10 protein-coding genes are annotated in these 12,595 nt (G+C 63.3%); 7 read left to right on the top strand and 3 right to left on the bottom strand.

What is annotated here, in order from left to right; all coding sequences use genetic code 11:
* The 3 genes from NKI41_RS01250 to NKI41_RS01240 all read left to right on the top strand — a co-directional run bounded on the left by NKI41_RS01250 (nucleotide 1) and on the right by NKI41_RS01240 (nucleotide 4,349).
* A complete protein-coding gene (locus tag NKI41_RS01250) occupies nucleotides 1–1,041 on the top strand; it encodes an ABC transporter ATP-binding protein (protein WP_352542239.1) in 1,041 nt (346 codons plus the stop codon).
* 31 nt (nucleotides 1,042–1,072) lie between these two features.
* Nucleotides 1,073–2,353 carry an amylo-alpha-1,6-glucosidase gene (locus tag NKI41_RS01245; RefSeq protein WP_352680987.1) on the top strand — a complete coding sequence of 427 codons (1,281 nt, stop codon included), beginning with the start codon at nucleotides 1,073–1,075 and terminating at the stop codon, nucleotides 2,351–2,353.
* A 604-nt stretch (nucleotides 2,354–2,957) separates the two neighbouring features.
* Nucleotides 2,958–4,349: an FAD-binding oxidoreductase gene (locus NKI41_RS01240; protein WP_352680985.1), complete on the top strand. Its 1,392-nt coding sequence runs from the start codon at nucleotides 2,958–2,960 to the stop codon at nucleotides 4,347–4,349.
* 35 nt (nucleotides 4,350–4,384) lie between these two features.
* On the opposite strand, the gene NKI41_RS01235 is transcribed toward NKI41_RS01240, so the two are convergent.
* From NKI41_RS01235 to NKI41_RS01225, 3 genes are all read right to left on the bottom strand, one after another.
* Entirely contained in the window at nucleotides 4,385–5,314 is a 930-nt protein-coding gene (locus tag NKI41_RS01235; RefSeq protein ID WP_352502990.1) for a pseudouridine-5'-phosphate glycosidase, read from the bottom strand.
* A gap of 12 nt (nucleotides 5,315–5,326) precedes the next feature.
* Nucleotides 5,327–6,436: a carbohydrate kinase gene (locus tag NKI41_RS01230; protein ID WP_352680983.1), complete on the bottom strand. Its 1,110-nt coding sequence runs from the start codon at nucleotides 6,434–6,436 to the stop codon at nucleotides 5,327–5,329.
* A 236-nt stretch (nucleotides 6,437–6,672) separates the two neighbouring features.
* Entirely contained in the window at nucleotides 6,673–7,521 is an 849-nt protein-coding gene (locus tag NKI41_RS01225) for a MurR/RpiR family transcriptional regulator (protein ID WP_352472245.1), read from the bottom strand.
* 187 nt (nucleotides 7,522–7,708) lie between these two features.
* Between NKI41_RS01225 and murA the strand changes: the two genes are divergently transcribed.
* The 4 genes from murA (at nucleotide 7,709) to NKI41_RS01205 (ending at nucleotide 12,580) form a co-directional block, all read left to right on the top strand.
* On the top strand, nucleotides 7,709–8,965 hold the full coding sequence (gene murA, locus NKI41_RS01220) for a UDP-N-acetylglucosamine 1-carboxyvinyltransferase (RefSeq protein WP_352542244.1): 1,257 nt from the start codon (nucleotides 7,709–7,711) through the stop codon (nucleotides 8,963–8,965).
* Nucleotides 8,962–9,852, top strand: coding sequence for a glucosamine kinase nucleotide-binding domain-containing protein (locus NKI41_RS01215; protein ID WP_352542245.1), 891 nt, complete (start codon nucleotides 8,962–8,964; stop codon nucleotides 9,850–9,852). The genes murA and NKI41_RS01215 overlap by 4 nt, the downstream gene beginning before the upstream one ends.
* 184 nt (nucleotides 9,853–10,036) lie before the next feature.
* On the top strand, nucleotides 10,037–10,960 hold the full coding sequence (gene murQ, locus NKI41_RS01210; RefSeq protein WP_352542256.1) for an N-acetylmuramic acid 6-phosphate etherase: 924 nt from the start codon (nucleotides 10,037–10,039) through the stop codon (nucleotides 10,958–10,960).
* 99 nt (nucleotides 10,961–11,059) lie between these two features.
* Nucleotides 11,060–12,580 (top strand): ABC transporter substrate-binding protein, encoded by a 1,521-nt coding sequence (locus NKI41_RS01205; RefSeq protein ID WP_352502986.1) that lies wholly within the window; start codon nucleotides 11,060–11,062, stop codon nucleotides 12,578–12,580.
* Nucleotides 12,581–12,595 lie beyond the last annotated feature (15 nt).

Here is a 12,595-nt window from a genome sequence, read left to right as displayed (position 1 = left end):
ATGGCTGAGATCGTCATCAAGCAGGTGGCAAAACGTTTCGGCGGCTTCACCGCGCTGCATTCGATCGACCTGACCATCGCCGACCAGGAATTCATGGTGCTGCTCGGCGCCTCGGGTTGCGGCAAGACCACGCTGCTGAGGATCGTCGCCGGGCTGGAAACGCCAAGCCAGGGCGAGGTCTGGATCGGCGGCCGTCGCGTCGACCATCTGCCGCCGCGCGAACGCGGCATCGCTATGGTGTTCCAGAATTACGCCGTGTTTCCGCACCTGACGGTATTCGAGAATATCGCCTTCGGCCTGCGCATGAAGAAGCTGCCGCAGCAGGAGGTCGACGGGCGCGTCAACCGCACCGCCGAGCTAATGCATATCGAACAGCTTTTGAAGCGCTATTCGGGCCAGCTTTCCGGCGGTCAGCGCCAACGCGTGGCTGTGGCCCGCGCCCTGGCGATGGAGCCTGACGTGATCTTGATGGACGAGCCGCTGTCCAACCTGGACGCGCTGCTGCGGCTCGAAATGCGCGCCGAGCTCAAAGGTGTGCTCGCGGCGTCCAAGACCACCACCATCTACGTTACCCACGACCAGGTCGAGGCGATGAGCCTTGCCGACCGCATCGCCGTCATGCATCAGGGCCGTATCGTCCAGGCCGCCTCGCCGGTAGAGGTCTACCGCAATCCGGCGGCCCGCTTCGTCGGCTCCTTCATCGGCAACCCGCCGATGAATTTCATCCCGGCGACGAAGACGGCCGACGGCAGTTGGACCGTCGCCGGGCTGACGCTGCCCGGCCCCAAATCGGACAAGCAGACGATAGAATTCGCCATTCGCCCCGAGGATGTAGACGCCGGCAACGAAGGTATTAACGCCACCGTGCGCGTTGTCGAGCCGCTCGGACCGCACACGCTGGTCACCTGCGGCGTCGAGGGCGGCCTGTTCCGCGCCATCCTCGAATCGAATGCCACGGTCGCCGTCGGCGATCACTTGCGGCTTTCGCCCAAACCCGATCGCATCCGCTGGTTCGATCCCGAAACCACCAACGCCCTTTGATCCCCTTCGATTCTGAAAGTACGAACGCCCGATGATATCTCTTGCTGTCGACGAAACCATCGCCCGCGCCGTCGAGGTGCTCAGGGAAAATGACCAAGGCACCTACACCATACCGACCAAGGGCCTCTACCCGTTTCAGTGGAACTGGGATTCCTGCCTGACCGCGCTCGGCCTTGCCCACTATGACGAGGCGCGCGCCTGGACCGAGATCGACACGCTGTTCGCCCACCAATGGCCAGACGGCATGGTGCCGCACATCGTCTTCCATGTCTGGAGCGACGGCTATTTCCCCGGGCCGGAGGTCTGGCGAACCAATCGCCCGACTGCCACCTCCGGCATCACCCAGCCGGCGGTCGCCGGCTTTGCCGTGCGCCGCTTGTTCGACCAGGCCAAGGACAAGACCCCGGCGGCCGAGCGCGCCCGCGCACTGTTGCCGAAAATCGATGCCTGGCACCGCTGGTTCTACGAAAATCGCGACCCGGACGGCGAAGGGCTGGTCGCCATAATCCACCCATGGGAGTCCGGTCGCGACAACTCGATCGACTGGGACGAGGCGTTCGAGCGCGTGCCGACCGAAGGCGTCGAGCCCTACACCCGCCGCGACATCCTGCACGCCGATCCGGCGCATCGTCCAACCAAGGCACAGTATGACCGCTATGTCTGGCTGTTGCAGCATTTCCGCGGGCTTGGCTGGGACAATGCCCGGCTGCACGATGCCTCGCCATTCCAGGTCGTCGATCCCGGCTTCAACGCCATCCTGATCCGTTCCGCCGCCGACCTTGCCGATCTCGCCGAGGCACTTGGCGAAACCGAAGTCGCAGAAGCCAATCGCGCCCGTGCCGAAAAGGGGCTTTCGGCAATGGAACGGCTGTGGAGCGACGCGCATGGCCAGTACATTTGTTTCGACCGAGTGGCCGGAAAGCATGTTGACAGCGCGTCGGTCGGCGGCATTCTGTCGGTATTTTCGGCCATCCCGGAAAGCCGGGCAGCGACCATCGCTGCAACGATCGAGCGCATCGCCGGCAAAACGCGTTGCATCGTCCCGTCGCACGATCCTGAGGATGGGCGCTTCGACCCAAAGCGCTACTGGCGCGGCCCGGTCTGGCTGGTGGTCAACTACATGATCGCCGACGGCCTTGCCGTCGCCGGCCACAGCCAAATCGCACAACGCATCACGCAATCCAGTCTCGAGCTGATCGCCGAGAGCGGTTTTGCCGAATATTACGATCCCCTCAACGGCGAGCCGCTCGGCGGCAATCGCTTCACCTGGACCGCGGCAATGGTGATCGAGTTCCTGAAGGGCAGAGCCTGAAGCTTCCGCCAAGGCCGCCGGCTACCAAAGCCCGTTCTGTCCGCCGAATAACAGTCGATACTATTTGCGTCTGAGGCACGTCCTGGTCCATCAAAACAGGGCCAAGGCATGCCAATCTTCACCATGCCAGAGCTATAATAATTCTTCACAAACCGCTATCTATACTGCGTCGAGGCGGGGAGAAGCGCGGCTCGCGGCACTTGGCATTCCGGTCTTCGCCTGCACCCCGGATCTGTTTCCGGACATGATGGCGGCGGCACTGCGGCGGGAGGATATCGGCGCCTGGGCGGCGGGAGCCGACATCAAGCTCATTTGCGCCGAGGCTGAGGCGCCTGGGACGCGTGAGTGAGCGTTTGCCTCGGTCCAGAATACTGGGCCGCCCGCAGGTAAGCGCTTGCGGTCAAAGGTTTGACAAATAGCCGGCCGCGCCTATGGTCGACCTGTTACAGGAGCGACGCATGGCGAAGACAACCGGCTGTATTCTTGGCGGGTTTTCCGCACATTTGCTGAACAGTAGAAATCAGCCACGGCCGCTTTCACAGCCCTCGCCCTTCCCTCTCCCGGCCGCGTCGATGCGCCCGGGCCGTTCATGTCCTTGAGCCACATGTCGCAGAAAATTACCGAGCTTCTGTCGCGGCTGGAAAAGCGGCTGGACAGGTCAGCGATTGTCTCGGCTGAGGAGGCCGGACCACGCTACCGGGAAGACCCCGACGGCAAGGACGGCGCGCCGCCGGCGATCGTCTTGCGTCCACGCACGACCGGCGAGGTGTCGGACATTCTGCGCCTGTGCAACGAGGTCGGGCAAAGGCTCGTCGTCCAGGGTGGCCGCACCGGTCTTGCGGGCGCGGCGCGCATCCAGCGCGGCGAAGCGGTGCTGTCGCTGGAGCGCATGACTTCCGTTGAGGCTATCGACCGCGAGGCGGCGACCATCATCGCCGAGGCCGGCGCGCCGCTGCAAGCGGTGCAGGAAGCCGCCGATGCGGCCGGCTTGCTGTTCGGCGTCGACATCGGAGCGCGCGGCACGGCCACCGTCGGCGGCAATGTCGCCACCAATGCCGGCGGCATCCGTGTGCTGCGCTACGGCATGTACCGGGCGCAGGTGCTTGGGCTGGAAGCGGTGCTTGCCGACGGCAGTATCCTGACCTCGCTCAAGGGTTTGGCGAAGGACAACTCCGGCTACGACCTCAGCCAATTGTTCATCGGCAGCGAAGGCACGCTCGGCGTGGTCACGCGCGCATGCCTGCGGCTGCATCCGAAGCCGGCCACCGAGATCAATGCCTTCTGCGCGCTTGCTTCGCTGGACGCGGCGATCACGTTGCTTGCGCTGCTCAGGCGGAAGCTCGGGCCCTTGCTATCGGCCTATGAGGTGAATTTCGCACCGCTCTATGGCGCCATGATCGCCGGCATGGAGGCGCCGGCGCCGCTGCCGGTCGGCTCGCCCGTCTATGTGCTTGCCGAGATACAGGGCAGCGAGCCCGACCGCGACCGCGAACGTTTTGCCGCGGTGCTGATGCAGGCGGTTGAAGATGGCGTGATCGACGACGTGGTCGTCTCGCAATCGCCGCGCGAATTCCGGGCGCTCTGGGCGGTGCGCGAGGAGGCCAACCGTTTCCTGTTTTCGATGGCAGGCCTGATCGGCGTCGATATCAGCATCCCACTGGCGAGAATGGCGACTTTCCTGGGCGAAACAGAAGCCGTCATCAAGGCCGTCGACCGCAGCGCCGACGTCTACGTCTTCGGCCATCTTGGCGATGGCAATCTGCATTATCAGGTTCGCACCGGGGATCCGGCGGCCGCATACGACATCGTCTACCGGCGCGTGGCCGCGGCTGGCGGCGGCGTCTCGGCCGAGCATGGCATCGGCCTGGACAAGAAGGAATGGCTGCACCTTGTGCGCAGCGACGCCGAGATCGCGGCCATGCGGCGCCTGAAAGCAGCCTTCGACCCGAACAACATCCTCAATGCCGGGCGCATCTTCGACCTCGCGCCGGGCTGAAATCGAAGGTGCGTAGCGCTGGCCGGGCGCTGTCTCTATCTGGTCGCGCCCTTCAATTCCGCATGCGCAACCGCGATGCGGGCAGCAAGCGCGGCGTTGTTGCGGACCAGCGCGATGTTGGCCTTCAGGCTGCGGCCTTGCGAAAGCTCATTGATGCGTGCGAGCAGAAACGGCGTCAGTTCCTTGCGCCCGATGCCGCGCTTCTCGGCCTCAGCCACGGCCGCTGCGATCGTGCCGTCGATGAACGCCGGATCGAGCGCGTCCGCTTCGGGAATAGGGTTGGCGACGAGAATGCCGGTGCCGGATTCCATCTCGTCATGCAGCAGCATGGCTCGCGCGATCTCGTCGGGCGTGTCGAGGCGATGATCGGCCTTGAGCCCGCTGGAGCGGGTGTAGAAAGCCGGAAAATCATCGCTCCCATAGGCGATCACCGGCACGCGCTGAGTTTCCAGATATTCCAGCGTCTTCGCAATATCGAGGATCGACTTAACTCCGGCGCAGACCACGGTCGTGCCGGTTTGGCCGAGTTCGGTCAGGTCGGCGGAGATATCGAAAGTGGCTTCGGCGCCGCGATGCACGCCGCCCACGCCGCCGGTCGCAAAAATGCCGATCCCGGCTAACGCGGCGATCCGCATCGTCGCCGAGACGGTGGTTCCGGCCGAGCCGCCGCGCACCATGATGGCGGCGAGATCGCGCCCGGAAGCCTTGACCACGCCCTTTGCCGCTGCCAGCTCTTCCAGCTCACGGTCGTCGAGGCCAACCTTGATCTTGCCGGCGACCACTGCGATTGTGGCGGGCACGGCGCCGTTTTCACGCACCACGGTCTCGACACCACGGGCAGTTTCCAGATTGGCCGGATAGGGCATGCCGTGGGTGATGATCGTCGATTCCAATGCCACCACCGCGCGGCCTTCATCAAGCGCAGCAGCGACTTCATCGTTCAGGTGGACAAGGAAAGGTTTCATATCATCTCGCTTTCAGGCAGGAATGCGGTACATGCCGGCGGCAAGGAAGCGCGGCGACAGATCGGGATGGACGCTGGCTTCGCTCTCGGTGGTCAGTGTGGCAAGCAGCGCGCCGGTGCGCACGGCATGAGCGACCGGCTCACCCGAAAGCACCTTGTACAGTGTGCCGGCGATCATCGCGTCACCGGCGCCGGTGATATCGACGGGCTTGGCCGGGACGGAGTGCATGGTCGTCACACCGCTCTCAGTCGCAACGGCAAATCCATGCGCGCCCACGGTCACGATCACCTCGCCGGCGCCGGCCGCGCGCAGCGCTGCCGCTGCTTCCTCCGGCGTCAGCCGCCTGTCGGCATCCGTCATGCCGAGCATCGTATTGGCCTCGTCATGATTGGTGAACAGAAGATCGATGCCGGTCAGGTCCTTCGGCAGGCGCGCTGATTTCGGCGCCGATACCGTGTCGACGGCGAGCTTGAAGCGCGCACCCTGCTTGCGCGACATCAGTGCTGCGAGGGTCGCGGCCGGCAGATTGCAGTCGATGAACACCCATGTCGCCGAAGCCAGATGCGGCCAGAAGCGGTCGAGATAGGACGACGAAAACAGATCGAAGATCTCCATGTCGGCAATGCCGAGCACGAGGTCGTTGTTGCGGTCGAGGATGGCCGCGTATTCCGCCGTCGGCCGTTCCGTGGTGGTGATGACCTGGCTGACATCGGCGCCGAGGTCGCGCAGATGCCGCACCAGTGAGCGGCCGGTTTCATCGTCGCCGACGATCGAGACGAAGCTTATGTCGACGCCGAGGCGGGCAAGGTTTTCGGCGACGTTGCGGGCAACCCCGCCGAAGCTGCGATAGCCGTCGACCGGGTTCGACGTCTCGAAAATCAGATCCTTCTTGGCGTGGCATTTGCGGTCGAGCACCGCACCGCCGACGCAGACCATGCGCTTTGACGTCGGCAAGACGTAACCACGGCCGAGAATGTATCCCTTGTTGACGAGTTGCACGATGTGGGCCGCAACCGTCGAGCGGGCAATGCCGAGCGCGGTTGCAATATCCTGCTGGCCGGCGAACGGATTCGCCGCAATGAGGTCGAGAACCGCTTGTTCCTGTGCTCCAATGTCGTCCATCGTCTCACCTGGCCCGCCAAATTCGAGGCTGAATGTACGATATTCTAAACAACAGATGCTCTTGTCAATATTTGTTTGAAGCTGGGCGTTCCAGTCGACTGCCCGCATTTCGGCGACGCCCAGTCAGTCCACTTGGCGACTGTATCGACGTATCGATCGTGCTCACGCTGAAGGTCCGTACGCCGCGGGGATTCCGTCGAAAAACGGGACTCTTTAACACCAGGCCGCGAATACCGCTAAGCCTTCAGCACCGAGACGGCCAATTCGCTGTTGTGGACGTATTCGTTGGCGTCAGGCTGCTTCTGCACGAGCAGGATGAACAGCAGGTCGGTCAGCGTCAGTTGTGCATCACGCGCAGTTATCGATGAAGAGCGCGCGCGCTCTTCATCGGCGATCGTGTGGAGGCGAATGTCGGCAACCCGGCTCAGCGGATTGTCGCGAAGTCCGGTGACGGCGATCACGGTGGTGCCACGTTTGCGGGCAAGTTCAGCTATCCGCAGGGTTTCGATGCTCGCCCCGGAATAGGAGAGCGCGAACAGCACGTCACCTCGTCCAAGCGTCGAGACATTGGCCATTTGCACATGGCTGTCGCTGTCGTGCAGCACGTTGCGGCCGAGTTTCATCAGCTTGTAGGAAAAATCGCGCGCCACCAGCGAGGATGCGCCGACGCCGGCCAAATGAATGCGGCGCGCACCGTTCAACGCTTCGAGGGCCTTGCCGATTTCCTGCTCGGTGTTGGCCGCGACGGTCTGTTGCATCGACAAGAGCTTGCTGCCGATCAGCTTGCGCAGGATGACCAGATAGCTGTCGCCGACCTCGATCGAACCGTGGATCATGCCGGCCGGCACGTGCCATTCCTGCGACTTGGCCTCGCTGACGGCGAGCTTAAGCTCCTGATAGCTGGAATAGCCGAGCTTCTGGCTGAACTTGACGACGCTCGACTGGCTGCGGCCGATCTCGGCGGCAAGCGCCGCCGTCGACAGGCGGAGCATCTGGTCGGGATTATCGACGATATACTGACCGATCTCGCGGTCGCCGGGCGCCATGACTTCGAGCTTGGCCTCGATCTTCTTCAGGACGGACATGCGTTCCCCCATTGCCTGTCATAGGCAACGCCAAGCCAAGGAATAAATTATTCCGTCTCTGATTGACAGCCAAGAATGAACCATCAAATCTCGACTGATGCAGTTGCGGCCCAGCCTTCGGGCATGTCGACGATTCGGACATGAAAAGATCGTAGACTCGCCGACAGCTCGGGATTAGGTCAGAGCCATGGACAAATTGCGGATCGTCGGCGGGCACAGGCTTGAGGGCGCGGTTACGATCTCCGGCGCCAAGAACGCGGCCTTGCCGCAAATAGCGGCGGCGTTGCTCAGCCCCTATCCGCTGCAGCTGACCAACCTGCCTGAGGTGACGGATGTCGATAACATGCTTGGCGTCGTCGGCCTTCATGGGGCCGAAGTCACCAGATCGGCGCATGCCGCCACAATCGATACCAGTGCCGCCGCTTCCAGGGAGACAAGCTACGATACAGTCAGGCGCATGCGCGCGACGGTGCTGGTTCTCGGTCCACTGCTTGCCCGCTTCGGCCATGCCCGGGTCTCGCTGCCTGGCGGCTGCGCGATCGGCGCACGGCCGGTCGACATGCATGTCGCCGCACTTGCCGCACTTGGCGCCGATATCGCGATCGAAAACGGACTGATCGTCGCGTCTGCGCCGGGCGGACTGAAAGGCGCGCGCATCGTTTTGAGTTCGCCGTCGGTCGGCGCGACCGAAACGGCGATGATGGCGGCGACGACGGCAAACGGCGAGACCGAGATCCTCAACGCGGCCCGCGAGCCGGAGGTGGCCGATCTTGCCGCCTGCCTGAACGACATGGGCGCGCAGATCGAGGGCGCCGGCACGCACCGCATCCTGATCGGGGGCAGCACAGACTGGCGCGCCGCCACGCACGACATCATCCCGGACCGGATAGAGGCCGGCACCTATGCCGTCGCAGCGGCCATCACCGGCGGTCAGCTCGAGCTGACCCACGCGCGGCTCGAGCACATGGCATCCATCGTCCAGCTGCTCGAAGCAGCCGGTGTGAAAATATGGCCGGGCGACCGCGGGCTGATCGTGTCGAGAGACGGGCCGCTCAAGGCGGTCGACGTGACGACGGAGCCATATCCGGGCTTTCCGACCGATCTCCAGGCGCAGTTCATGGCGTTGATGTGCTGTGCCGAGGGCGCTTCGCTGTTGCGCGAGACGATCTTCGAGAACCGCTTCATGCATGTGCCTGAACTGATGCGGCTCGGCGCCAATATCAAGCTGCAAGGCACCATGGCGCTGGTGCGCGGAGGCGAGAAGCTGAAGGGCGCGCAAGTGATGGCGACCGACCTGCGCGCCTCCGTCTCGCTGGTGCTGGCAGCGCTGGTGTCGGAGGGCGAGACGACGATCAATCGCGTCTATCATCTCGACCGCGGGTACGAGCAGTTGGACCGCAAGCTCCGGCTGTGCGGTGCCCAGATCGAACGAATAAGGCAATGAGTGCCGGTGGGGCGTCTCCGCATTATTTCCTGGGCGTCGATGGCGGCGGAACCGGCTGCCGGGCGCGTATCGAAGACGAGGCAGGAACCGTGCTCGGGCAAGGCCTGTCGGGCCCGGCGACAACGCGACTCGGTATAGAGGTGGCCTGGGCCTCGATTGCCAAAGCCTTTGGCGCGGCGATCGAAGAGGGAGGGTTCACGGCGGCGGAAATCGCCAGGATCCGCGCGGGTATCGGTGTTGCCGGCATCGGCCGTAAGGGTGCGCTCGAGGCGTTTCATGGCATCGAACAACCCTTTGCGAGCATCGACTTCGTCAGCGACGGCGTCGCGGCTTGCCTTGGCGCGCATTCGGGTCAAGACGGCGCCATCGTCATAGCCGGGACCGGTTCGATCGGGCTCGGCTTTGTCGAAGGGCGCGACCTGCGCGTCGGCGGCTACGGTTTTCCGATTTCCGATGAGGGCAGCGGCGCCGATCTCGGACTGAAGGCAGTGCAGCTTGCCTTGCGAGCCCATGACGGTCGGCATGAGCGGACGGCGCTGCTGGCCGAGGTGATGCAGCGCTTCAAGGACGATCCGTTCGAGGCGGTGGCCTGGATGGACCGCGCCAGTGCGACTGACTATGCCGCCCTGGCGCCGATGGTGATCCGCCATGCCGATCAGGGCGATCCGGCCGGTCGGCGGATCGTGCAAGGCGCTGCCGAGCAGATCGACACCTTCGTGCGGGTGCTGTTCGAAAAAGGCGCGCCGCGGGTTACGCTGCTCGGAGGGTTGTCCAGCCCGCTTGAGCCATGGCTCGCTCCCGACGTCCGCCGACGGCTGAAGCCGGCCGACGGCGACGCGGTTTCGGGAGCCATAATCCTGGCCAGAAAATCCCTCTGCCGCCAGTGATGCCTTGCTCGCAAGGAATATAATATTCCTACTTTCTGTTGACACAGGGAATATCGAATTCTAAAAAGTTAACGAAACAGAACCGGCGCAGCCGGTACGGAGCCGACGGCCAGGTGCAGGCACTGGACGCCGCTTGCTGTGGGCATCACAGTCCTGCTCGCAGTCGCACTTGAAAGTAAGCGAAGTGGTCGAACAAGGGTTGATGTCGGAGCTGGAGCGGCTGGTTTCCGAGGACCGGAACCCGAAAACCATGGACATCGATCTGTTGCCGACCCTCGAGGTGCTGCGCAAGATCAATGACGAGGACAAAGGCGTTGCGGCAGCCGTCGAGAAGGTCATCCCCGATATTGCTGCGGCCGTGGACCGGATCGTGAGCGCGTTCCAGGACGGTGCACGCCTTGTCTATATGGGGGCTGGCACCAGCGGCCGGCTCGGCGTCCTTGACGCCTCGGAATGCCCGCCGACCTTCGGCGTACCCGAGGACATGGTGGTGGGCCTGATCGCCGGCGGCGTCGACGCGCTGGTGCACTCTGCGGAAGGCGCCGAGGACGATCCGAAACAGGGAATAAAGGCGCTGCAGGACATCAAGCTGACCGCCGACGACGTGGTGGTCGGCATCGCTGTCAGCGGACGCACACCTTATGTCATCGGCGGCCTGACCTATGCCAAGGAGGTGGGAGCCACCACCGTGGCGTTGTCCTGCAATCCTCGATCGACCATTGCCGGCATTGCCGATATTGCCATCTCTCCGGTGGTTGGCCCGGAGGTCCTCACCGGCTCGACCCGGCTGAAATCGGGAACCGCGCAAAAGCTGGTGCTCAATATGCTGTCCACCGCCAGTATGATCCGCATCGGCAAGAGCTATCAGAACCTGATGGTTGACCTCAATCCAAGCAACAAGAAGCTTGTCGCAAGGGCGGTCAGGATCGTGATGCAGACGACCGGCTGCGCGGCACAGCAGGCACGACAGGCACTCGACCAGACCGGCAATGATGTAAAACTGGCAATCCTCGTGACGATCACCGGCATGGGTGTCGAAGAAGCACGTAAGGCGCTTGCCAACGCGGGAGGTTTCCTGCGCAAGGCGATAGGCGAAAAGACGGTGTAAAACCGCATGGATACTGGGCCGATGTTCCGGGGCGTGTGTCCCTTTGAAGCGGTCCGGGGAACTGCAAGGCATCTGGTTTAACAATAATGGGAGACGACAATGGTACGGCACATTGGCAAGAAACTGCTTTCCGGCATGACGCTCGCGGCAATGGTTGGCATCGCCGCGCTACCGGTGCAGGCGAGTGCGGCGACGCTGCATATGGCGTGGTCGCAGGACGCCACCGGTCTTGATCCGCACAAGCAGACGGCATTCTCCTCACTGCGGCTGCTGGAGCTGATCTACGAACCGCTGGTGCGGCTCGACGCAAACCTGCAAATCACGCCCGCGATTGCCGATTCATGGCAGTTCTCGCCGGGCGGCAAGGAGCTGAGCTTCAAGCTCAATCCGAAAGCAAAATTCCAGAACGGCGCCGCCGTGACCTCGGCCGACGTCAAGGCATCGTTCGAGCGCATACTCGACGAGAAGACGGGTGCTGCGGCGCGCGCGAACTTTCTCTCGATCGCCAGCATCGACACGCCCGATCCAGCCACCGTCGTGTTCCACCTCTCGCAGCCGGATGTGCCGATCCTGACGGCGATGAGCGACGTCAACGCGGCGATCGTCCCGGCAAGCGAAATCGCGACTGGCTCGATCGGCACGACAACGATCGGCTCGGGTCCGTTCAAGCTCGAAAAATGGGATCCGAATTCCAAGGAAGTGCTTGTCGCCAACAAGGACTGGGCAGGCGGCGCGACCGGCGTCGACGGCATCGATATCAGCGTGCTGCCGGACGAGACGGCGATCCTGGCGGCGATGCGCACCAAGCAGATCGATTTTGCCCTGCTCAACGATCCGCTTGTCGCCACGCTGGTGCCCAAGGAAGCCAGCCTGCAGTTGAACCGCGTGCCGGTGCTTGCCTATCACGTGCTGCAGCTCAATCCCTCCCGCAAACCGATGACCGAACTCAAGGTGCGTCAGGCGATTTCCTGCGCCATCGACCGGCAGGAAGTGCTGGACACCGCCTCGCTCGGCGAAGGCAAGGTCACCGGCCCGCTGACCATCCCGGCACTGGCGACCGATCCGAAGCAGTTGTTCTGCTATAAGCGCGACATTGAGAAGGCCAAGCAGTTGATGGCCGAAGCCGGGTATGCCGACGGCTTTTCGGCGACCGTGATCGGCGCCACCGGCGAGCCGCCGACGGCAGCGGCGGAAGCCCAGGTCATCCAGTCGCAACTCGCAGAAATCGGCGTCAAGCTCGACATCAAGATGATGGAGCTCAACGTCTATGTCGACGCCTGGCTGAAGGGCGATTTCGACATGGCCGTCGCGCTGAACGGCGGCAGGGCCGATCCCTACACTATGTACAACCGCTACTGGACCAAGACGGGCAATCTGCAGAAGGTGGCGAACTATGTCGACGACACGCTGGACAGTCTTATGCAGAAGGGCCGCACCGAGACCGACCCGGCAGCGCGCAAAGCGATCTTCGCCGACTTCGAGAAGCACATCACTGAGATGTCGCCCTGGATCTGGCTCTACACGTCCTACAGCTACACGGCACAGCAGAAGAATATCGCAGGATTCGAACCGGTGCCGACAGGTTCGCTGTTCAGCCTCGCCAAGGTGACGATCCAGTAGCTGCTTTGATGCCGG

This window comes from Mesorhizobium sp. M0601 (assembly GCF_040320845.1).
GTDB lineage: Bacteria > Pseudomonadota > Alphaproteobacteria > Rhizobiales > Rhizobiaceae > Mesorhizobium.
This window is presented reverse-complemented; position numbering and strand designations above follow the sequence as displayed.